22 protein-coding genes and 1 pseudogene are annotated in these 19,769 nt (G+C 67.7%); 11 read left to right on the top strand and 12 right to left on the bottom strand.

The genetic code is table 11. From position 1 onward, the window contains the following. Window positions 1-13: 13 nt before the first annotated feature. Genes QXK92_RS26330 through QXK92_RS26320 form a run of 3 tightly spaced genes read right to left on the bottom strand, consistent with a single transcriptional unit; the run spans window position 14 to window position 2,376 of the window. Window positions 14-817: a 1-acyl-sn-glycerol-3-phosphate acyltransferase gene (locus tag QXK92_RS26330; RefSeq protein WP_306246698.1), complete on the bottom strand. Its 804-nt coding sequence runs from the start codon at window positions 815-817 to the stop codon at window positions 14-16. Between the two features lie 20 nt (window positions 818-837). Further along, the gene (locus QXK92_RS26325) at window positions 838-1,593 is read right to left on the bottom strand and encodes a 1-acyl-sn-glycerol-3-phosphate acyltransferase (RefSeq protein ID WP_306246696.1); all 756 of its coding nucleotides are present in this window, start codon (window positions 1,591-1,593) and stop codon (window positions 838-840) included. A gap of 3 nt (window positions 1,594-1,596) precedes the next feature. Then, window positions 1,597-2,376, bottom strand: a complete 780-nt coding sequence (locus tag QXK92_RS26320) for a 1-acyl-sn-glycerol-3-phosphate acyltransferase (protein WP_306246694.1) — start codon at window positions 2,374-2,376, stop codon at window positions 1,597-1,599. An 82-nt stretch (window positions 2,377-2,458) separates the two neighbouring features. On the opposite strand from QXK92_RS26320, the gene QXK92_RS26315 reads away from it, so the two are divergent. Genes QXK92_RS26315 through QXK92_RS26305 form a run of 3 tightly spaced genes read left to right on the top strand, consistent with a single transcriptional unit; the run spans window position 2,459 to window position 5,141 of the window. Further along, the gene (locus QXK92_RS26315) at window positions 2,459-3,196 is read left to right on the top strand and encodes a phosphotransferase (protein WP_306246692.1); all 738 of its coding nucleotides are present in this window, start codon (window positions 2,459-2,461) and stop codon (window positions 3,194-3,196) included. Window positions 3,197-3,243: 47 nt separating this feature from the next. Further along, complete coding sequence (locus tag QXK92_RS26310) at window positions 3,244-4,806, top strand: MBL fold metallo-hydrolase (protein WP_306246690.1); 1,563 nt, start codon at window positions 3,244-3,246, stop codon at window positions 4,804-4,806. After that, the gene (locus QXK92_RS26305; RefSeq protein WP_306246688.1) at window positions 4,803-5,141 is read left to right on the top strand and encodes a hypothetical protein; all 339 of its coding nucleotides are present in this window, start codon (window positions 4,803-4,805) and stop codon (window positions 5,139-5,141) included. The genes QXK92_RS26310 and QXK92_RS26305 overlap by 4 nt, the downstream gene beginning before the upstream one ends. 77 nt (window positions 5,142-5,218) lie before the next feature. Here the strand turns inward: QXK92_RS26305 and QXK92_RS26300 are convergent, their stop codons facing one another. Together QXK92_RS26300 and QXK92_RS26295 are read right to left on the bottom strand one after the other, a co-directional pair. Then, window positions 5,219-6,787 (bottom strand): NAD(P)/FAD-dependent oxidoreductase, encoded by a 1,569-nt coding sequence (locus QXK92_RS26300; protein WP_306246686.1) that lies wholly within the window; start codon window positions 6,785-6,787, stop codon window positions 5,219-5,221. A 59-nt stretch (window positions 6,788-6,846) separates the two neighbouring features. Then, window positions 6,847-7,470 carry a TetR/AcrR family transcriptional regulator gene (locus QXK92_RS26295; protein WP_306246684.1) on the bottom strand — a complete coding sequence of 208 codons (624 nt, stop codon included), beginning with the start codon at window positions 7,468-7,470 and terminating at the stop codon, window positions 6,847-6,849. An 80-nt stretch (window positions 7,471-7,550) separates the two neighbouring features. Between QXK92_RS26295 and QXK92_RS26290 the strand changes: the two genes are divergently transcribed. Continuing rightward, complete coding sequence (locus QXK92_RS26290; protein WP_306246681.1) at window positions 7,551-8,048, top strand: DUF2834 domain-containing protein; 498 nt, start codon at window positions 7,551-7,553, stop codon at window positions 8,046-8,048. Here the strand turns inward: QXK92_RS26290 and QXK92_RS26285 are convergent. Then, complete coding sequence (locus QXK92_RS26285) at window positions 8,045-9,160, bottom strand: GGDEF domain-containing protein (RefSeq protein WP_306246679.1); 1,116 nt, start codon at window positions 9,158-9,160, stop codon at window positions 8,045-8,047. The genes QXK92_RS26290 and QXK92_RS26285 overlap by 4 nt on opposite strands. 102 nt (window positions 9,161-9,262) lie before the next feature. Continuing rightward, a complete protein-coding gene (serS, locus tag QXK92_RS26280; protein ID WP_306246677.1) occupies window positions 9,263-10,522 on the bottom strand; it encodes a serine--tRNA ligase in 1,260 nt (419 codons plus the stop codon). A gap of 80 nt (window positions 10,523-10,602) precedes the next feature. Between serS and QXK92_RS26275 the strand changes: the two genes are divergently transcribed. The 3 genes and pseudogenes from QXK92_RS26275 (at window position 10,603) to QXK92_RS26265 (ending at window position 12,618) form a co-directional block, all read left to right on the top strand. Then, the gene (locus QXK92_RS26275) at window positions 10,603-11,985 is read left to right on the top strand and encodes a septum formation family protein (RefSeq protein ID WP_371934602.1); all 1,383 of its coding nucleotides are present in this window, start codon (window positions 10,603-10,605) and stop codon (window positions 11,983-11,985) included. Between the two features lie 3 nt (window positions 11,986-11,988). After that, a pseudogene (locus QXK92_RS26270) lies at window positions 11,989-12,406 on the top strand (metallopeptidase family protein). After that, the gene (locus tag QXK92_RS26265) at window positions 12,403-12,618 is read left to right on the top strand and encodes a hypothetical protein (protein WP_306246673.1); all 216 of its coding nucleotides are present in this window, start codon (window positions 12,403-12,405) and stop codon (window positions 12,616-12,618) included. Before QXK92_RS26270 ends, QXK92_RS26265 begins: the two are co-directional and overlap by 4 nt. Here the strand turns inward: QXK92_RS26265 and QXK92_RS26260 are convergent. Both QXK92_RS26260 and pheA read right to left on the bottom strand, forming a co-directional pair. Further along, complete coding sequence (locus QXK92_RS26260; RefSeq protein ID WP_306246671.1) at window positions 12,595-13,299, bottom strand: histidine phosphatase family protein; 705 nt, start codon at window positions 13,297-13,299, stop codon at window positions 12,595-12,597. The genes QXK92_RS26265 and QXK92_RS26260 overlap by 24 nt on opposite strands. Next, on the bottom strand, window positions 13,296-14,225 hold the full coding sequence (gene pheA / locus QXK92_RS26255) for a prephenate dehydratase (protein WP_306246669.1): 930 nt from the start codon (window positions 14,223-14,225) through the stop codon (window positions 13,296-13,298). The genes QXK92_RS26260 and pheA overlap by 4 nt, the downstream gene beginning before the upstream one ends. A 95-nt stretch (window positions 14,226-14,320) precedes the next feature. On the opposite strand from pheA, the gene QXK92_RS26250 reads away from it, so the two are divergent. Next, the gene (locus tag QXK92_RS26250) at window positions 14,321-15,103 is read left to right on the top strand and encodes a DUF2470 domain-containing protein (protein WP_306246667.1); all 783 of its coding nucleotides are present in this window, start codon (window positions 14,321-14,323) and stop codon (window positions 15,101-15,103) included. Here the strand turns inward: QXK92_RS26250 and QXK92_RS26245 are convergent. Then, window positions 15,078-15,401 (bottom strand): hypothetical protein, encoded by a 324-nt coding sequence (locus tag QXK92_RS26245; protein ID WP_306246665.1) that lies wholly within the window; start codon window positions 15,399-15,401, stop codon window positions 15,078-15,080. The genes QXK92_RS26250 and QXK92_RS26245 overlap by 26 nt on opposite strands. A gap of 10 nt (window positions 15,402-15,411) precedes the next feature. Here QXK92_RS26245 and QXK92_RS26240 point away from each other — a divergent pair, with 10 nt between their 5' ends. Next, window positions 15,412-16,365, top strand: coding sequence for an LCP family protein (locus tag QXK92_RS26240; protein ID WP_371934617.1), 954 nt, complete (start codon window positions 15,412-15,414; stop codon window positions 16,363-16,365). Window positions 16,366-16,382: 17 nt separating this feature from the next. On the opposite strand, the gene QXK92_RS26235 is transcribed toward QXK92_RS26240, so the two are convergent. Both QXK92_RS26235 and QXK92_RS26230 read right to left on the bottom strand, forming a co-directional pair. Continuing rightward, window positions 16,383-17,207, bottom strand: a complete 825-nt coding sequence (locus QXK92_RS26235) for a glycerophosphodiester phosphodiesterase (RefSeq protein WP_306246662.1) — start codon at window positions 17,205-17,207, stop codon at window positions 16,383-16,385. Between the two features lie 4 nt (window positions 17,208-17,211). Next, window positions 17,212-18,243, bottom strand: coding sequence for a DUF4328 domain-containing protein (locus tag QXK92_RS26230; protein WP_306246660.1), 1,032 nt, complete (start codon window positions 18,241-18,243; stop codon window positions 17,212-17,214). A gap of 535 nt (window positions 18,244-18,778) precedes the next feature. On the opposite strand from QXK92_RS26230, the gene QXK92_RS26225 reads away from it, so the two are divergent. Both QXK92_RS26225 and QXK92_RS26220 read left to right on the top strand, forming a co-directional pair. After that, window positions 18,779-18,931: a hypothetical protein gene (locus QXK92_RS26225; RefSeq protein WP_306246658.1), complete on the top strand. Its 153-nt coding sequence runs from the start codon at window positions 18,779-18,781 to the stop codon at window positions 18,929-18,931. Window positions 18,932-19,095: 164 nt separating this feature from the next. Further along, on the top strand, window positions 19,096-19,719 hold the full coding sequence (locus QXK92_RS26220) for a superoxide dismutase (RefSeq protein ID WP_055576932.1): 624 nt from the start codon (window positions 19,096-19,098) through the stop codon (window positions 19,717-19,719). Window positions 19,720-19,769: the final 50 nt, after the last annotated feature.

Genomic DNA, 19,769 nt, shown 5'->3' with positions numbered 1-19,769 from the left:
AGCCGACGTGTGGTCAGGAGCGGCCGGGTTTGTCAGAGGGGCCCGCCTTCTGTCGCTTCTTCGCCGCATCGTTGTACATCTCGCGCTTGCGGGCTCGTTCGGCCAGTTCGGCGATACGGAATTCTTTGGACTCGTCCGGGGTCGGCGCACTGCCGCCCAACCGGCGCGGCACCCAGGGCTCGCCCTCGGGATGCGGATAGTTCTCCTGCGCCCAGTACAGCATCGCCTGCATCGCCTGACGCAGAGTGGCGTTGAGCGCTTCGTGGTCGCCTCCCGGAGACAAGGGCGGCCCGATCGCCGCGGTGATGGGAATCTTGCTGCGCACCAGCTTCTTGGGATGATCTTTGGGCCAGATCCGGTGTGCACCCCAGACGATCATCGGAACGATCGGTACCTGCGCCTCGACCGCCATCCGCGCTGCCCCGGTCTTGAATTCCCGGAGTTCGAAGCTCCGGCTGATCGTCGCCTCCGGATGCACCCCGACAAGCTCGCCCTCCCGTAGCCGCTGTACGGCCACCGCGTAGGCGTCGGCACCCATGCTGCGGTCGACCGGGATCAGCTGGATGTGCTTGATCACGTAGTTGACCGCCTTCACCTCCTGCATTTCGGCCTTGATCATGAACCGCAACCGGCGCTTGCGCTCCTTGGCGGCAAGCGACGCGGGAATCCAGTCCACGTAGCTGGTGTGATTCAGTGCGATGATGGCGCCGCCCTGGGCAGGAATGTTCTCCAGGCCGTAGTACGTGATCTTGTTTCCATTCAGCGCCATAGCTGTCGGGACGAGATACTCCAGCATCCGGAAGACTGGCTCGGCCATCTCTTAGGTCTCCTTTTTCCCTACCGTGACTGACGCGGTGTCCGGCGTAAGCCCCTCGCCGCCGTTTCCTCAGCGTCCATTCGCGCGGCCTCATCCACTGTTGGCGCCCCGCCGCCAAGCCGGCGCGGCACCCAATGCTCGCCGGCTGGATGAGGATAATCCTGCTGCACCCGATGCAACAGCGAAGTCATCGACTCGTAAAGCTCTTTGTTGGCCAGTGAGACGTCGCGCGCAACGGGCAGCGGAGGCCCCACCGCGACGGTCACCGGCACCTTCTTGCGCCCCAACTGCCTGGGCAGGCCCTTGGTCCAGATGCGCTGAGCGCCCCAGACGATGAGCGGGACAATCGGTACGCCGGCCTCGATCGCCATCCGGGCGGCGCCCGTCTTGAAGTCCTTGAGCTCGAAGCTGCGGCTGATCGTGGCCTCCGGATAGACCGCGACCAGCTCGCCGTCCCGGAGCGCCTGCACCGCCGCGTCGTACGCATCGTGACCGGCGCTCCGGTCCACCGGAATCGCCCCGTTCTGCCTGATCAGGAAGTTCACGACCTTCACCCGCTGCATCTCGGCCTTGATCATGAACCGCAACCGGCGGTGCCGCCGGCGCATCGCCAGGCCGGCCGGCAGAAAGTCGACGTAACTGGTGTGGTTGATGGCGACCACGGCACCGCCCCGCGCGGGAATGTTCTGCTCGCCCACGTACGTGATCCGCGTTCCGGTGGCCCCGACCAGCAGCTGGGCCAAAATCTCGCAGGCACGGTAAATGGGCTCCGCCATCGGTCACTGCTCCGCGGCTCCAGTGGGGTGCGCCCGCTCGGCACGACGCGCCGCCTTGGCCGCCGCCTCTTCCGCATCCATACGGGCCGCCTCGGCCAGCGACGGGGCCCCGCCGCCCAGTCGCCGCGGCACCCAGAACTCGCCGGCGGGGTGGGGGCCGTACTGCTCCTGGGCGCGGATCAGCAGGTGCTGCATCCGGGAGTGCAGCAGTGTGGTCAGTTCATTGGTCGACAGCGTCGGCTCGATCGGTTCACCGACGATCACCTGAATCGGCACCTTGGGCCGGAAGATCTTCTTGGGGTGGCCCTTCGTCCAGATCCGCTGTGCGCCCCACACGATGTGCGGAACGATCGGCACGCCGGCTTCGATCGCCATCCGGGCAGCGCCGGTCTTGAACTCTTTGATCTCGAAGCTACGGCTGATCGTCGCCTCCGGGTACACGCCCACCAACTCACCGGCCCGAAGGTTCTCGACGGCCGCGGCGTACGACGCAGCACCACTTTCCCGGTCCACCGGGATGTGCCGGAAGGATCGCATCAGCGGGCCGGAGATCTTGTGGTCGAACACCTCCTGCTTGGCCATGAACCGCACTTTGCGGCCCAGCCCCTGCTTGTAGGCCGGCAAACCGGCCAACGTGAAGTCCAGATAGCCGGTGTGGTTGATTGCGACCACGGCGCCACCACTGGTCGGCAGGTTCTCCACGCCGGTCACGGTGATCTTGAGACCCTGCAGGCGGAAGATCATTCGGGCGAGGGTGATGGCGGTGCCGTATGCAGGTTCCACAGCAATTCAGCCTAATGCTCCGGGCTGCCGGATACCCCAAGTGGGCAAAATGCGCAGCCAGACCCGCCCAGGGAGGTGCGCTTTGTCCTTCCCCCTGACGCCACCGCCGGTGCCGGCCGTGGTGCGCCGGCTGGCCGCCGGGCGCCCGCTGCGCGCGGTCTGGCGCAACGAGCTCGGCGACGTCACCTTCCGGGTGGGCGAAACCTCTGGAACAGGCACCGAGTTCATCAAAGTCGGCGGGGTTCACTCCCCCGATTTCGCAGGCGAAGCCCAGCGGTTGCGGTGGGCCGCGCCCTACATCCCGGTGCCACCCGTCATCGACTGCGGCATCGACGACGACGGCGCCTGGCTGCGCACCGGCGGACTGCCCGGTGTGTCCGCGGTGCACCCACGCTGGCAGGCGACGCCCGCTGTCGCGGTTGCCGCGATCGCTGTGGGGTTGCGCACACTGCACGACAGCCTGCCGGTGGCGTCGTGCCCGTTCGACTGGTCGGTCGCCAGCCGGCTGCCGCTGCTGCACCCTGCACACCGCGCGAACCTCCCGAATCCCCCGCCGATCGATCGGCTGGTGGTCTGCCACGGCGACGCCTGCGCGCCGAACACGCTGATCGACGACGCGGGCCGCTACTGCGGTCATGTCGACTTCGGCGAACTCGGTGTCGCCGACCGCTGGGCCGACCTGGCCGTGGCAACGCTGTCGCTGGGCTGGAACTACCCCGGCCGGAACTGGGAGGCGGAGTTCTTCGCCGCCTACGGCATCGAGCCCGACCCGCTGCGGATCGACTACTACCGACGCTTGTGGGAAGACCCGGACCTCTGACGCAGGCTAAACTCGGGGCGTCTCAGCAGAGGTCCCGAGAGGTATTTGTGCAGGTAACAAGCGTCGGCCATGCCGGCTTTCTGATCCAGACCCGGGCGGGCAGCATCCTGTGCGACCCCTGGGTGAACCCCGCCTACTTCGGCTCGTGGTTCCCGTTTCCCGACAACTCGCCGGCTTTTTCAGGTCTGGACTGGGACGCCCTGGGCGACTGCGACTACCTGTACGTCTCTCATCTGCACAAGGACCATTTCGACGCCGGGCTGCTGACGGCTCACGTCAATAAGGACGCGGTGGTGCTGCTGCCGGATTTCCCGGTGCCCGATCTGCGACACGAGTTCGAGAAGTTGGGGTTCCACCGATTCTTCGAGACCACGGACTCGGTGAGCCACCAGTTGTCCGGCCCCAAGGGCGACCTCGACATCATGATCATCGCCCTGCGGGCACCGGCGGACGGTCCGATCGGCGACTCGGCGCTGGTGGTGTCGGACGGGGAGACCACGGTGTTCAACATGAACGACGCGCGTCCGGTCGACCTGGACGTGCTGGCCGCCGACTTCGGGCACATCGACGTGCACCTGCTGCAGTACTCGGGGGCGATCTGGTATCCGATGGTCTACGACATGCCGGCCCGCGCCAAGGAGGCGTTCGCCACCCAGAAGCGGCAGCGCGGCATGGACCGGGCCCGGCAGTACATCGCCCAGGTAGGAGCCACCTGGGTGGTGCCGTCGGCCGGCCCCCCGGCGTTCCTGGATCCCCAACTTCGCGCGCTCAATGACGACCACGACGATCCGGGCAACATCTTCCCGGACCAGATGGTGTTCCTGGACCAGATGCGCCGCCACGGCCACGACCGCGGGCTGCTGATGATGCCCGGCTCGGTCGCCGACTTCACCGGCCCGCAGCTGAACTCACTGCAGCACCCGCTTCCCACCGAGGAAGTGGAGGCGATCTTCACCACCGGCAAGGCCGACTACATCGCCGATTACGCCGAGCGCATGGCGCCGGTGCTGGCCGCCGAGAAGGCTGGCTGGGCTCCCGCCACCGGCGAGCCGTTGCTCGAACCGTTGCGGGCGCTGTTCGAGCCGATCATGTTGCAGAGCAACGAGATCTGCGACGGCATCGGTTACCCGGTGGAGCTGGTGATCGGCCCCGAGACGGTGATCCTGGACTTCCCGAAACGCGCCGTGCGCGAAGCCATTCCCGACGAGAAGTTCCGCTACGGGTTCGAGATCGCACCGGAGTTGGTCCGCACCGTGCTGCGCGACAACGAGCCGGACTGGGTCAACACCATCTTCTTGTCGACCCGGTTCCGGGCCTGGCGCGTGGGTGGTTACAACGAATACCTGTACACGTTCTTCAAGTGCCTGACCGATGAGCGGATCGCCTACGCCGACGGCTGGTTCGCCGAGAGCCACGACGATTCGGCATCAATCACGTTGGACGGCTGGGAGATTCAGCGGCGCTGCCCGCACCTGAAGGCCGACCTGTCGAAATTCGGCATCGTCGAGGGCAATACGCTGACCTGCAACCTGCACGGCTGGCAATGGCGATTGGACGACGGCCGCTGCCTGACCACCCGGGGTCACGAGTTGCGGAGCCGGCGGACATGAGCACCGCGGCCGACCTGTGCTACGACGACGGCGCCGTGCAACTGGACCAGCTGGCGATCACGTTGCGCCGCTATCACTTTCCCTCGGGCACCGCGAAAGTCATCGGCCTGGACCAGGTTCGGGGATACAAGGCCGAGCCACTGGGGCTGCTCACGGTTCGATTCAACATCTGGGGCAGCCCGGACCTGCGGCGCTGGTTGCCGTTGGACCTGTACCGCCCGCTCAAGTCGACGCTGATCACCCTGGACATACCGGGGTCGCAGCCGGCCTTCACGCCGGCGCGTCCCGACGAGTTCCTCGCCTGCCTCGACGAGCTGCTCGCGCAACGCGGCTGATTCCCTCGCCGACTGTGCGGCGGGCCGCACGCTCGGCGTCGAGGGTGCGGCTGGCCGCACGCCGGGCGCAGAACGAGCTAGCGGTCTTCGAGCGCCGCCTTGCCCGCGTTGTAGCCCGGTGTGAACGTGATGCCCGGACCCCCGTGACACCCGGCGCTGCCCAGATACAGGCCCCGCACCGGAATGGGTTGTCCGATATAGCCTCTCGGGCCCGGTCGATTCTGCCCGATCTGATCGGAGCTCAGCAGGCCGTGGCAGTAGTCCCCGCCGGGCGCACCGAACATCACCCCCATGTGCTTGGGCGTGAAGGTGGTGTGGCGGGTGATGCTGCGCTCGAAATTCGGCGCCAGCCGGGTGATCTTGTCGATGACCCGCTGCCCCATCTCGACCTTGGCCTGGCCGTAGTCGGCGCCCCCTTCGATGGGGAACCACAGCGCGAAGGCTGACGCGGCGTGCTTGCCCTGCGGGGCGAGATCCGGATCGTGCACCGAAGGGATCTGCAGCACCAGCGTCGGATCCGCCGGTACGATGCCGCGGCGGCAGTCCTCCCACTGCTGCTGGACCTCCTCCGGTGTGCAGAAGATGCCGATCGACGCCTGCATGGTCGGGTCGTTGAGCGCCTCGTAGGGAGCGACGAACTCCGGCGCCTCGTCCAGTGCGAAGTGCATCTGCAGGTAGCTGCCGCGGTGGTCGATGCGCCCGTAGCGTTCCCGGATCTCGGCGGGCAGCAGCGACGGGTCGATCAGGTCGTTGACCGTGACGTCGGGCGCCACCGAGGAGACGACGATCGGGGCGCTCAGCGTGTCCCCGGCCTCCGTCCGCACGCCGGCCACCCGGCCGTCCGCCACCAGGATCTCGGTCACCTTGGACCGCAACCGCACTTCGCCGCCGTTGTCCTCCAAGACCTGCGCCAGGTGCGCGGTCAGCGCCCCGATCCCCCCGCGCAGCTTCTTCATCTGGACGAAGTCGCCCTCGGGAATTCCCAGCCCGAAAGCCAGGGCGGCGGCGCTGCCCGGCGTGGAAGGACCGCGGTAGAGGGTGTTGACGGCCAGCACCGTCATCGACCCCCGGATCGCACCGTGCTTCTCCCGGTCCGGGAAGTACCGGTCCAGCACGTCGGTGACGGAGCCGAACAGCATGTCGTCGATCGCGGAGCGCTCGAATTCGTTGGTGGCGCAGGCATACATCTCGTCGAAGGTCTTGGGCAGCGTGCCCGCCTCGAAGCGGCCCAGCGCCCGGGTCGGCGCCTGCGCCCACATCAGCAGACCGCCCATCCCGGCCACCGCATCCGCCCCGTGCACCTCGTTGAGGTGGGCGAACATCTTCATCGGATCGCTGTACTGAACGAGAGGATCGTCGCCGACCCCGCGCAGTGCTACCGACATCACCTCCAGGTCCACCGTCGGCAGCGCGTCGAGCCCGAGTTCGCTGATCACCTCCGCCGAGGTCGGGAACTGCACCGAGCCGGCGATTTCGAAGTGATACCCGTCGAACAGCTCCACGGTGGAGGCCATGCCGCCCGCGTAGAGCTTGCCGTCCAGGCAGACGGTGCGCAGACCCGCCCGCTGCAGCATCACCGCCGCGGTCAACCCGTTGTGGCCCGCGCCGATGACAATCGCGTCGTACTCGTTCCCAGTTTCAGACATGCCGACCTCCTGAGTGGGAGGCTGGCACGCAGGCGAAGTTTTGTCAATTATGACGAAACTTAGGCGGTTGCCCAGGTGGCCCAGGAGTCGCTGATGCCCGTCCGCAGGGATTCCAGCGCCACGTGACTCATCCGGGCCAGCTCGCTGAGCGAGCGGTCACCGCCCAGCATCCAGGCCTCCATCGCCCCGAAGATGGCCGCCGCGATGCACCGTGCGATCACCGTGCTGCGCAGCCGCGCGTCACCGGGCTGACCGTTGGTGCAGCTACGACCGAGCAGCTGCGCCTGGATGGCGTCGGCCAGATCGGCCTGCACGTCCCGGATGTGCCGGACGATCCGGCCGGGATCGATTTCGCCGCCGCGCAAGGTCGCAATCTTGGTCACGGCCTCCACGTCATAGGGAAACGCGAAGACAGCCGCCTGCACCGAGTCGATGACCGCCTCGTCGACCGGGCGGGCATCCAGCGCAGCCCGAAACCAGTTCAGACCGGTGTAGTCGGCGAACAGCAGATCGTGCTTGGAACTGAAGTGCCGGTAGAAGGTCCGCAACGAGACTCCGGCGTCGGCCGCGATCTGCTCGGCCGACGTATCTTCCACGCCCTGGGCCAGGAATCGCACCACGGCCGCCTGGCGCAGCGCCTCCCGGGTGCGCTCGCTCCGCGCCGTCTGAGCCGGCCTGACCATGGCAGTAAGGTACCCCAGCCGGTCAGGAATACGTTATGACAATATTGACAAAACTTCGCGGGCCGGGTGAGACTGCGGCCATGGTGTCTCTCATCGCCCACGCCGTCCTGGGTATCGCCGTCATCTTCTGGATCGTCTCCTCCAACCGCCAGGTGTATGCGCGGCCGGCCGTCGGTCCGCTGTTCTCGCCACTGGAAATCACGTACTACGTCGTCGGCATCGCCTCTGTCGCGCTGGGCTGGTACTTCAACATTCGTTTCGTGCAGGAGTACGCCCACATGGGCGTACACAACCCACTCTGGGGTCCGGGCAGCTGGACGCAGTACATCCAGCTGATGTTCACCAACCCGGCCGCCGGCTCGGCCGGCCAGGACTACACGATCGCGAATGTGATTCTGCTGCCGCTGTTCTCGATCACCGACGGCTACCGCCGCGGGTACAAGCGGCCCTGGCTGTTCTTCGTGAGCAGCCTGTTCACCAGTTTCGCGTTCGCGTTCGCCTTCTACTTCGCCACCATCGAGCGCCAGCACCGGCACGAGCGGGCCGCGAGCGTCCGGGTGCCCAAGGTCAACGCCTAGGCACTGATCCCGTCGTTGCGGTAGTCGCCCTGGTGGTGCCAGGTCTGGTTCCCGCCGCGGCGTTTCGCGACGTACATCGCCGCGTCGGCAGCGCAGATCAACTCGTGGAGCGAGGTGCGGTCATCGAATGCGGCGCGCGCGTCGAGTGCGGCGACCGGCTGCCGATCGGCGCCCGCGGTGCCCACGCTGGCGGTGAGGCCGAACGGCAGCGCGGCGATGGCGTCACACAGCCGCTGCGCCCGGCGCTGGACCTCATCGGGGTCGCAGAAGTCGGCGATGACGAACTCCTCACCACCCACCCGGGCCAGCAGCGCGGTGTCGTCGGTGCACTCCCGCAAGGCACGGGCAACCGCGACCAGCGCGGCGTCGCCGGCGCTGTGTCCGTGTTGATCGTTGAGAAACTTGAAGCGGTCCAGGTCGATCATCGTCACGACGAGGCGTGCGGAGAGCTCGCGGTCCTGCGCAATGCGGGCCTTGACATAGCGGTCGAACGCGCGCCGGTTGAGCAACCCGGTCAGTTGATCGCGTTCCGCACGCATCGCATCGGCGCCAAGCACATAGACGACCGCCTGAATGCCGAAGGGGACCGCAAGGTTGAGCAGCAGCACGAGCGACAGTCCGCACGCTGCGCCGACGACGTGGTACATGGCGGCAATCCGGAGTCCGGCAGAGGCGGCGACCACAATCGCGACCGCAAAGTTGTAGGCCATCAGCCGCGGGGTGTGGAAGAGCGCGATGTAGAACGCCATTGCCGCAAAAGTCGTGCACGTGAACATTTCGACGATGGGATCGCTCTGCGCCAGGGCGATCAACGCGATGCTGGCGTTTGAGACCACCGCGAACGTGATCGCCTGCACGCGGGTCGGCCAGCACACGGCCCACAACAGCGAGCCCGCCGCGGCGCCGACGCTGGCGGCGACGGCACAGCCGATCTGGATCCCTGTCTGCGGCCCGGTCGGCGTCCAGATGGTTGCGAGGGCGTCGAGGACCAGCCCGCCGGCAATGACCGAGATGATGGACCGGGCCAAGATGCACATTCGTCGCGCTTCCAGCAGCGAACTCAACTGGTCGTAGTGGTCCGCGCGTCTCCACCACACGCCAAGCAGCCCCATGACGCTTCCCCCCACCACAGGCCCGGAAGAATCGCAGCGCGGCCGCCGGTCCACTTCAGCAAATGTTCACACAGAATGCCCACATTTGCCGTCGGCTAATGCTCAGCCGGCAGGTTCGAGAATTTCGGTGCCCACGAAGGGCACCAACGCCGCCGGCACGCGCACGCTGCCGTCGGGCTGCTGGTGGTTCTCCAGGATCGACACCAGCCAGCGGGTGGTGCCCAGCGTCCCGTTGAGCGTGGCCGCGGTCTGCGGCTTGCCGTTGGCGTCGCGGTAGCGCGTGGCCAGCCGGCGGGCCTGGAAGGTGGTGCAGTTCGACGTCGAGGTCAGCTCCCGGTAGGTCGCCTGGGTGGGCACCCAGGCTTCGCAGTCGTACTTGCGCGCCGCCGACGAGCCGAGGTCGCCCGCCGCCACATCGATCACCCGGTAGGGCACTTCGATATGCGCCAGCATTTCGCGCTGCCAGCCCAGCAGCCGTTGATGCTCGGCCTCGGCCTCCTCCGGCCGGCAGTAGACGAAGCCCTCCACCTTGTCGAATTGGTGTACCCGGATGATGCCGCGGGTGTCCTTGCCGTAGCTGCCGGCCTCGCGCCGGAAACACGACGACCAGCCGGCATACCGCAGCGGCCCGTTGGTCAGGTCCAGGATCTCCCCGGAGTGGTAACCGGCCAACGGCACCTCCGAGGTGCCCACCAGGTAGAGGTCGTCGGCCTCGAGCCGGTAAATCTCGTCGGCGTGCGCGCCCAGGAAGCCGGTGCCTGACATCACCTCCGGACGAACCAGCACCGGCGGGATCATCGGGATGAAACCGTTCTCGACGGCCACCCGCAGTGCCAGTTGCAGCAGACCGAGCTGCAGCAGCGCGCCGCGTCCGGTCAGAAAGTAGAACCGGGAGCCCGACACCTTGGCGCCGCGTTGCATGTCGATCAGCCCCAGCGATTCGCCGAGCTCGAGGTGGTCCTTCGGGTCGGTCAACGTGGGCGGCTCACCGACCACCTCCACGACGGCGTAATCGTCCTCTCCTCCGGCCGGGACCCCGTCGATGATGACGTTGGAGATGGCCATGTGGGCGGCGGTGAACGCCGCCTCGGCCGCAGTCTGATCGGCCTCGGCGGCCTTGACCTGCTCGGCGAGGTCCTTGGCGCGCTGCAACAGCGCCGGGCGCTCCTCGGGGGACGCCTTGCCGACGCTCTTGCTGGCGGCCTTCTGTTCGGCACGCAGCGAGTCGGCGGCCGAGATCGCCGCGCGGCGCGCGGTGTCGGCGCTCAACAGGGCGTCTACCAGGGCCGGGTCCTCACCGCGGCTGAGTTGCGAGCGTCGTACGGCGTCGGGCTCCTCCCGGAGGAGCTTGAGGTCGATCACGGCCGCAAGACTACTTCCCGGGTCTCTGCCGGATCTCACATGCGCAACGATTTTCACGCCTCTGCACCGGTCCTGTCAGAATGGAGCCGATGTTGGACGCGCCCGAGAAAGAACCGGTACCCGACCCTGCCGCCGACGAGGCGCCAGAGCCGTCGGTTGTCGAGGAATCCCAGGCGGCCGACACCCTCGAACCCCAGGAGCCCCCGCAGCGGTCCCGCTGGCCGCGCTCGCTGCAGGCATCCTCGACCAGGCGAGGTTTGCTCCTCACCGCGCTGGGCGGCCTGCTCATCGCCGGTCTGGTAACCGCGCTGCCCACCGTGGGCACCGGCCCCGGACGGCTGGCCGGTTTCATCGACAGCGACCCGGTGCCCAGCACCGGTTCCAAGGGCAACGCCGCGTTCGCGCGTGCCAACAGCGGCGACTGTCTGAACTGGCCGGACGGCACGCCGGAATCGGCCAGCATCGTCAACTGCGCCGACGACCACCGTTTTGAGGTCGCCGAGTCCGTCGATATGCGCACCTTCCCCGGTACGGAGTACGGCCCCAGCGCCGCGCCCCCGTCTCCGGCCCGCATCCAGCAGATCAACGCCGAGCAGTGTGATCCGGCGGTGCGCCGCTACCTGGGCCCGAAGTTCGACCCCAACAGCAAATTCACGGTCAGCATGCTGTGGTCGGGCGACCGGGCCTGGCGCCAGAACGGCGAGCGCCGCATGCTATGCGGGCTGCAGCTGCCCGGCCCCAACAACGAACAGGTCGCCTTCAAGGGCAAGGTCGCCGATATCGACCAGTCGAAAGTCTGGCCGGCGGGCACCTGCTTGGGTATCGACCCGGCGACCAACCAGCCTGTCGATGTGCCGGTGGACTGCTCGGCCCCGCACGCCATGGAGGTCACCGGCACGGTCAACCTCGCCGAGAAGTTCCCTAACGCGCTGCCGCCGGAAGCCGAGCAGGACGGTTTCATCAAGGACGCGTGCACCAAGATGACGGACGCCTACCTGGCGCCCATCAAGCTGCGCACCACGACGTTGACGTTGATCTATCCGACGATTTCACTGCCCAGCTGGTCGGCGGGCAGCCGCGAGGTCGCGTGCAGCATCGGCGCGACCCTGGGCAACGGGGGCTGGTCCACACTGCTCAACAGCGCCAAGGGACCGCTGCTGATCAACGGTCAGGCGCCGGTCCCGCCGCCGGACATTCCTCAGGAGCGGCTGACCCTTCCGCAGATCCCGGCGCAGCTGCCGACTCAGCAGCCGTCGGCGCCGCAGCCTCAGCAGCAGACACCGCCCACCCCGCAGGGTGACCAGCATCTACCCAACCAGCAGCCGGTGGTGACGCCCACCCGGGCGCCCTCGTCTCCGGCGAGCCAGGCACCCTCCCCCACCCAGGCACCACCGCCGGCCGACGGAGGTGCGCCGGCCCAGGCGCCCGACGGCGCGCCGGCCAACGAACCGCCTCCCAATTAGCCGGTGGCCGTGGGGATGGACCCGCAGCGGTTCGACGAGTTGGTCTCCGATGCACTCGACTTGATCCCGACCGAGCTGACCGCCGCGATGGACAACGTCGTGGTGCTGGTCGCTGACCGGCATCCCGAGGAGGATGACCTGCTCGGACTGTACGAGGGGGTGGCGTTGACCGAGCGCGACTCCGACTACGCCGGAGCGCTGCCGGACACCATCACCATCTATCGCGACGCGCTGCTGGACGTCTGCGAATCCGACACCGACGTAGTCGAGCAGGTCGCGATCACGGTGATTCACGAGATCGCCCACCACTTCGGCATCGACGACGACAGGCTCGATGAGCTGGGTTGGGCCTGATTGCCGGGCTCCGAGTAGGCGCGGCAACCAAGTTCTGTCGGCCCACGGTGCTATGAACGGCATATGAGCACAGGCTGCCGCGATTGCCGGGCAGGCTTAGATCACTGCCACGGCACCGTCATCATTCACTGGTCGGGCCGGCCGGAATGCACCGAGCCGGACTGCGTCGCCCCGGAGTTGTTCACTCACGCATTCGTCGTCGACTGCGACGTCGTCGGTTGCGCCTGCGCCGAGTCGTTCGCGGAACCGATCAGATCAGCGCATGGGATCGGTGCTTGACGCCACAGGGTCTTTCCCGGCGTGCTTCGCCGGGTCCGCGATGCCGGGTTCGGGATAGAACGGCGGCGTCAGGCCACCCCAGCGCACGCAACTCCATCGCCCATCGGTGATGGGAGCCAGCGCCACCGATTCGGCGTTGTCCAGCGGATTGTCGAGGACAAAGGTGCCGTCCACGCCCGCCAGCACCGCCGCCGCCAGCCGGATCGCCGCGCCGTGGCTGACCACCACGATGTCGCCGTCGAAGCGTTCGTCGTCCAGATAGCGCATGCGCAGCTCGGTGAGCACCGGCACGTACCGCGCCAGGACGTCGTTGGCGGTTTCGCCGCCAGGCAGCGCCACGTCCAATTCGCCGAGATGCCAGCGCTTGTAGATGGCCTGGAACTCGGCGACCGCCTCGTCGTCGTTGCGGTTTTCCAGGTCACCGACCTGCACCTCGTGGATGCCGGCCACCTCCTGAGCCGGTAGGTCGAGTTCAGTGGCAATGACCGCCGCGGTTTGCGAGGCCCGGACAGCCACGGAATGCGCCAGGATGGCCGGGCGACTGTGCCCGCCGCGCGCGAACGCCCGCGCCTGATCACGCCCCAGCGGGGTCAGTGCCGCTCCCGGCGGCAGGGTGTCCAGCCGTCGTTCGACGTTGCCGAACGATTGCCCGTGGCGCACCAACACCAACCGGCCGCTCATCGTTGTATCTCCCCATGTCGCAGCCCCGCCAGCCAGCTCGAAGCCTCTTCCGAAGCCGGCGGGAGCACCCCCGCAGCCTGACCCGTCGGCCAGGAACCCAAATAACGCACATCGGCACAACGACGGTGCAACGCCATGAGTGCCTGAGCGACCGCATCGTCATCGATGTGGCCGACGCAATCCACGAAGAACATGTACGTGCCCAGCCCGGTACGGGTGGGACGCGACTCGATCCGGGTGAGGTCGATGCCGCGCATCGCGAACTCGGTCAGCGCCTGCAACAACGCGCCCGGGACGTTCTCGATCCGCAACACCGCCGCGGTGCGATCGGCGCCGGTGCGGGCCGGCGGCGGACCGGGTTGTCCGATCAGCACGAAGCGGGTGCGCGCGTTGGACTCGTCGACCACGCCCTCGGCGATCACCTCCAGGCCGCGGTGCGTCCCGGCCAGCGGTGTGGTGACTGCGGCATCGACCCCGCCGTCGGACACCTGCTGCGCGGCGTCGGCGTTGGAGTAGGCCGGTTTGAGCTCGGCGGCGGGCAGATGGGTGCGGACCCAGCGCCGCACCTGCGCCGCGGCCACCGGGAAAGCGGCCAGCGTGCGCACGTCCGCGGCGGTGCGGCCGGGCCGGACCACGATGCTGAACGACACATCCAGCGTGGTCTCGGCGTAAATCTGCAGCGGTGAACCGATGGCCAGGCTGTCCAGAGTGGGCGCCAGCGAGCCGTCGATCGAGTTCTCGATGGGCGCGCAGGCGTAGTCCGCGGCGCCGTCGCGCACCGCGTCCAGGGCGGCGGGGGTGCTGTCGACAGGCAACGGCTGCAGCGCCTGCGGGTCATGGCCAGGAACCAGCCCGTTAGCGGCCATTTTCAGCAGAGCAGCCTCGGTGAACGTCCCCTCCGGACCGAGGTAAGCGATGCGGGCCACGACACAACCCTAACGGCGCGGGTCCGTCGCGCCGGGCCTTGCTCCGCCCGCCCGGCTAAGTTACCTTAGGCTTACCTAACAAACAGGAGGTTACGGTGCTACCGGTCGCATATCCGACACCCACCACCGCCGAACGCATCCGCAGCGCCTGTTCACGGGCCGATGGTGCCCTGCTGGCAGTCGAGGGCCAGGAGCCGGTGACTGCGCCCGTCCACCACCTGCTGCACGACGGCTCCTTCGCCGTGGCCGTTCCCCGCGGGGGTGCCACCGACCTGCAATGCGGCACACAGGCGTTGCTGGAACTCACCGACTATGCGCCGCTTCCGGTCCGCGAACCCGTGCGTTCGCTGGTATGGGTGCGGGGTCAGCTGCACCGGATTCCACCTGGTGCGGTGGCCAAGATGCTGGACCTGATCGCCACCGAGGACCCGAACCCGGTGCTGCTGCAGGTAGATACACCGCGGTCGACGGCGTCGGACGACGATGAACCGCGGTACACCCTGCTCCGCCTGGTGATCGACTCCGTCGTGGTGACCGATGCCACCGGTGCCGAGCCGGTCTCCGTCCGCGACCTGCTCGCCGCCCGGCCCGACCCCTTCTGCGAGATCGAGTCGACGTTGCTGTGGCACCTCGCCACCGCGCACAACGACGTCGTCGCCCGGCTGGTCTCCCGACTGCCGGCGCCGCTGCGCCGTGGTCAGGTACGCCCTCTGGGCCTGGACCGCTACGGCGTGCGGTTCCGCGTGGAAGGCAACGACGGTGACCGTGACGTCCGGCTGCCGTTCCACAAGCCGGTCGACGACATGAACGGTCTGCGTCAGGCCATCCGCGTTCTGATGGGATGCCCGTTCGTCAATGGGCTGCGCGCACGCCGATAACGGGCTTGGCGACGTAAGTTAACCGGGTGAACGGTGATCGACCACCGGCCCGATTGCGCAGACCCGACCCGACTCCGCCGGGCCAGCCAGTCGGTCCGGAGCCCGCCCCGGTGATCCGCCGGGACGCGCGGCCACCGCGTGCGCCGGGACGGGCCGCCTTAACGCCCCCACCACCCGCGGGACGAGCCGGGGCACCGCCGCCGCCGGGACGGGCGTCCACACCACCGCCGCCCGCGGGACGAGTCGCCGCGCCACCGCCACCGGCTCCGCCCAAACCCCGCCGGAGGAAGCGCGGCAAACGCCGGTGGCTGCGCACCGCGGCCTTGACGCTGATGATCCTGCTACTGCTGGCGACCGCGGGCGTGCTGGGCGGCATGCTCTGGTTCGACTCCGCCGTGCACCGCCAGTCGGTGCTGACCAACTACGCGGACCGTCCTGCTCCTGGACGCGGCACCAATTGGCTGCTCGTCGGATCCGACAGTCGCCAGGACCTGTCCCCCGAGCAGCAGGAGCAACTGGCCACCGGCGGCGACGTCGGGACGGGACGGACCGACACCATCATGGTGGTGCACGTGCCGGGGCTCGGGTCCAACGCGCGGACCACCCTGGTATCGATCCCCCGCGACTCGTACGTGCCGATCCCGGGGCACGGCCGCGACAAGATCAACGCCGCCTTCTCGCAAGGCGGTGCGCCGTTGCTGGCGCAGACCGTCGAGCAGGCCACCGGCTTACGTCTGGACCACTACGCCGAGGTCGGATTCGGCGGATTCGCCGTGCTGGTCGACGCACTGGGCGGGGTGAGCGTGTGCCCCGCCGAGCCGATACGCGATCCATTGGCGGGTCTGGACCTGCCTGCCGGGTGCCAGCAGTTGGACGGCCGCAGCGCCCTGGGTTACGTCCGGACGCGCGCCACCCCGCGGGCGGATCTGGACCGGATGATCCATCAACGGGAGTTCATGTCGGCGCTGCTGCACCGCGCGACCAGCCCGACGGTGTGGCTCAACCCCTGGCGCTGGTATTCGGTGCCGCACGCGGCGGCCGGCGCGCTGACGCTCGACCGCGATGACCACGCGTGGGACCTGGCCCGGCTCGGCTGGGCGCTGCACGGCCCCACCACCCCGATGACGGTCCCGATCGGAGAGTTCACCGACACCGGCGTGGGCTCAGTGGTGGTCTGGAATCACGACGCCGCTCGCGACCTGTTCGACGCGCTGGCCGCCGATGCGCCGGTGCCGGCGACGGCTTTGCAGGACCAGCCGTAAGCCGGGCACGACGCCGATCAACCGCTGCTCTCGCTCGCCTTCCGCTTCTCCAGCCACGCCTTGGTGCGGCCGGGGTGATTCGTGGCGATCCACGCCACCCCCACCTCACGGCAGAAATCGATGTCGTCGTACTCATCGACCGTCCAGCAGTAGACCGACCTGCCCTGGGCGGCGGAGCGATCCACCAACTGCGGGTAATCGCGCAGCGCGGCCAGCGACGGCCCCACTGCGGTGGCTCCGACCGCCGTCGCGGCGCTGCTGGTGAGATATCGACCGGTCTTGCCCAGTAACACCGTGGGCAACATCGGCGCCGCCCTGCGCACCCGCCACACGGCGGCGGCGGAGAACGACATCACCACCGCACGCGATCGGTCCGCGGACGGCGGTGCGGCGATGCCGAAGCGGTGCAGCAGCGCCAGCAGTTTGCTTTCCACCAGTGAGCCGTACCTGACCGGATGCTTGGTCTCGACGAAGATCTTCACCGGACGGTGCCAGTCGAGCACCATCGCCACGAGTGCGTCGAGCGTCAGCAGGCCGGTGTCACCGTGCGCGCCATCTGGTCGCCAGCTGTCGTGCCACACGCCGTATTCCAGTTCGCGCAACTCGGCCAGCGTCGCGGTGCTGACCAATCCCTCACCCGTCGAGGTTCGGTCCAGGCGGCGGTCGTGCACGCAGACCAGGTGACCGTCGCGGGACAGCCGGACGTCGCACTCCACACCGTCGGCGCCTTCTTTGAGCGCAAGGTCATAGGCGGCCAGAGTGTGCTCCGGGCGGGACGACGACGCCCCCCGGTGGGCGACCACGAAAGGGTGCCCGGCGAGGACCTCATCCGCCCGCGTCATACGCCTATGCTGCCGGTTCCTGTCCCTCCAGCTCAACCGGAGCGGCTGCTGCTGAAGGCGCGGGCCGATCGGCTTCGACGACGAGCCAGCGGTGCGCCGGGCGTTCGACGGGCTTGCGCTCGAATCCTTCGAAGACGCGTCCCACTCCGGCGACCGTGACCGCGGCGGCCAGATAACCGAACACCACCATCACGGTGTTGTTGGCGATGCCCTGCGCATCGCTGGACAAGCTGGTGGCGATGGCGAACAGCGACACCACGTAGCTGACGGTCCAGGCGAGCCACCACAGGTAGATCGGCTTGCGCACCCGTTCGTAGTGGTCCTCCACAAGTGCGAGTTCGATGACGTAGACGGGCGCCATCACCAGGTTCGCGAAGGGCAGCAGGCAGCCGGCCCACATTCGACGGGGCGAGCGGTGCTCGGGCAGCCCGTGGTAGCTGAAGGCCTCAGCACGACGGGCGATCAACCACTTCACCAGGACGACGAAGGATCCCAGCATCACTGCCATCGCTGCCACGCTCGCGGCAATCCCGATCCAGTCCGCCGCCAGGGCGACCAGCGAGTTCAGCAGCGAATCGCGGTTATAGATCAGCAGTCCATAGCGCGCCGCGTACACCAGCGCAGCGCCGGCCAGCACCAACTGGGTTGCGAACAGCATCACCCGCACGACTTCGGGACTCGGCCCCGCCTTGACCGTGGCGTCCGGTGACGTCGGCGCAACCGGACTGACGCGGTCGACCAGACCCCAGCGGGGAATCACCGTGTAACGCGGTGTGGGGCCCAACGGCCGGCGCATCCGCCGTATCGGTGGTGCGGCCCCCGGCCGCACCGCTATCCAGCGGAAACCCGGCGGAAGCCGGGGCGGCGTGCGCGGCGCGGGCGAGGGCTGGGGCCCGGCTTGCGCGCTCCACCGAGGGTCACCCGGGGGCGCGTCGGCCAGCGGCGCCATCAGGGCGCCCCGGCAGCGTGGGCACCAGGTGCGCTGTCGTTCGCGCACATTCCACCGCGTGCCGCACTGGGAGCACACCTGAATCACCGGACCAGCCTAATAGGTGCTGGGCGACAGGCGGCGGAGCGGCGGGGCCATAGCACAGCCAGCGACGTGCCCAACAGGCGCCACACCGGGCATAGGCGTGACGTAGGACACAGCTAAATGGAGCTATCCACAATTTCCACAGGTTTATCCACAATTGGGATGGGTGGCGGACACAGCCTCTATCGGCCAGCTTTCGGTGGATCTGTGGATAACACAGCGATAACAGCGAGTGTCGATCGACAGCCTCGACAACGCTCCGAGCGAATAGATCGCCGTTTCGATGCCGCGCGGATACCCGGCTCCCTGGACCGCCAAACGTGCGAACCGGCTTCGGCGATATGTCTGCGAGATCGCCACTCCACCACCGCAAACGTGCGGTTGGGGCCGCAACGGAGGATTGCTACAAGACGCGCGGGCGTCCGGTTTTCCAAGCCGCGAATCAAGCGTTATGATCGCGGACGCGGGGCTTCATTGTGACTCACCTCACTCGACTCTTTGGGCGCGGCGAGGTGGACGTGCAGTTGGAAGGCAGTTAATGGCCACACATTCGTTCGGTCCGGGTTCGACACAGTCGAACTCGTACTCGGGGTCGCCTGCCTGGAATCAGGCGTACCGAGTCGCCGCACTGCGCGCCGGTCTGATCGCGCTCGCGCTGCTGGCTGTGCTCGCCCTGATCGCGTTGTCCTGATCCCAGCTTGATCGCCGCGTATACCGGGTATTCGGGGCGGGTTCCCGGGGGTCGTCCTTGCGGCACGCGCGGTCATGGAGCAGGGTTGAAGATGCCAGGTTGCCGCGTGGCGGGACCCCGCGAATGACACGTCAGACGATCCGCTCATCGAAGGAAGGAAAGCCGTGGCTGAATACACCCTGCCCGACTTGGACTGGGACTACGCAGCACTAGAGCCGCACATCTCTGGTCAGATCAACGAGATCCACCACAGCAAGCACCACGCCACCTACGTCAAAGGCGTCAACGACGCGGTCGCCAAGCTCGAAGAGGCGCGCGCCAAGGGTGACCACTCGGCCATCTTCTTGAACGAGAAGAACCTGGCCTTCCACCTCGGCGGTCACGTCAACCACTCCATCTGGTGGAAGAACCTCTCGCCGGACGGCGGCGACAAGCCCACGGGCGACCTGGCCGCCGCGATCGACGACCAGTTCGGCTCGTTCGACAAGTTCCAGGCGCAGTTCAGTGCGGCTGCCAACGGCCTGCAGGGCTCGGGCTGGGCCGTGCTCGGTTACGACACCCTGGGTGGCCGGCTGCTGACCTTCCAGCTCTACGACCAGCAGGCCAATGTGCCGCTCGGGGTGATCCCGCTGCTGCAGGTCGACATGTGGGAGCACGCTTTCTACCTGCAGTACAAGAACGTCAAGGCGGACTACGTCAAAGCGTTCTGGAACGTGGTCAACTGGGCCGACGTGCAGTCCCGCTACGAGGCCGCCACGTCGAAGACATCGGGGTTGATCTTCCCCTGATCGTCTGACTTCAGGGCCGGGGCGTCGCGCGACATCGCGCGGCGCCCTTG

This window comes from Mycobacterium sp. TY815 (assembly GCF_030755135.1).
GTDB lineage: Bacteria > Actinomycetota > Actinomycetes > Mycobacteriales > Mycobacteriaceae > Mycobacterium.
This window is presented reverse-complemented; position numbering and strand designations above follow the sequence as displayed.

What these genes read in the sequence shown, in the direction of transcription:
- QXK92_RS26325 (WP_306246696.1), bottom strand. Translation starts at nt 1,593, where the DNA reads ATGGCGGAGCCCATTTACCGTGCCTGCGAGATTTTGGCCCAGCTGCTG.
- QXK92_RS26300 (WP_306246686.1), bottom strand. Translation starts at nt 6,787, where the DNA reads ATGTCTGAAACTGGGAACGAGTACGACGCGATTGTCATCGGCGCGGGC.
- QXK92_RS26275 (WP_371934602.1), top strand. Translation starts at nt 10,603, where the DNA reads ATGGAGCCGATGTTGGACGCGCCCGAGAAAGAACCGGTACCCGACCCT.
- QXK92_RS26330 (WP_306246698.1), bottom strand. Translation starts at nt 817, where the DNA reads ATGGCCGAGCCAGTCTTCCGGATGCTGGAGTATCTCGTCCCGACAGCT.
- QXK92_RS26260 (WP_306246671.1), bottom strand. Translation starts at nt 13,299, where the DNA reads ATGAGCGGCCGGTTGGTGTTGGTGCGCCACGGGCAATCGTTCGGCAAC.
- QXK92_RS26305 (WP_306246688.1), top strand. Translation starts at nt 4,803, where the DNA reads ATGAGCACCGCGGCCGACCTGTGCTACGACGACGGCGCCGTGCAACTG.
- QXK92_RS26295 (WP_306246684.1), bottom strand. Translation starts at nt 7,470, where the DNA reads ATGGTCAGGCCGGCTCAGACGGCGCGGAGCGAGCGCACCCGGGAGGCG.
- QXK92_RS26235 (WP_306246662.1), bottom strand. Translation starts at nt 17,207, where the DNA reads ATGACGCGGGCGGATGAGGTCCTCGCCGGGCACCCTTTCGTGGTCGCC.
- QXK92_RS26265 (WP_306246673.1), top strand. Translation starts at nt 12,403, where the DNA reads ATGAGCACAGGCTGCCGCGATTGCCGGGCAGGCTTAGATCACTGCCAC.
- QXK92_RS26225 (WP_306246658.1), top strand. Translation starts at nt 18,779, where the DNA reads ATGGCCACACATTCGTTCGGTCCGGGTTCGACACAGTCGAACTCGTAC.
- QXK92_RS26290 (WP_306246681.1), top strand. Translation starts at nt 7,551, where the DNA reads ATGGTGTCTCTCATCGCCCACGCCGTCCTGGGTATCGCCGTCATCTTC.
- QXK92_RS26285 (WP_306246679.1), bottom strand. Translation starts at nt 9,160, where the DNA reads ATGGGGCTGCTTGGCGTGTGGTGGAGACGCGCGGACCACTACGACCAG.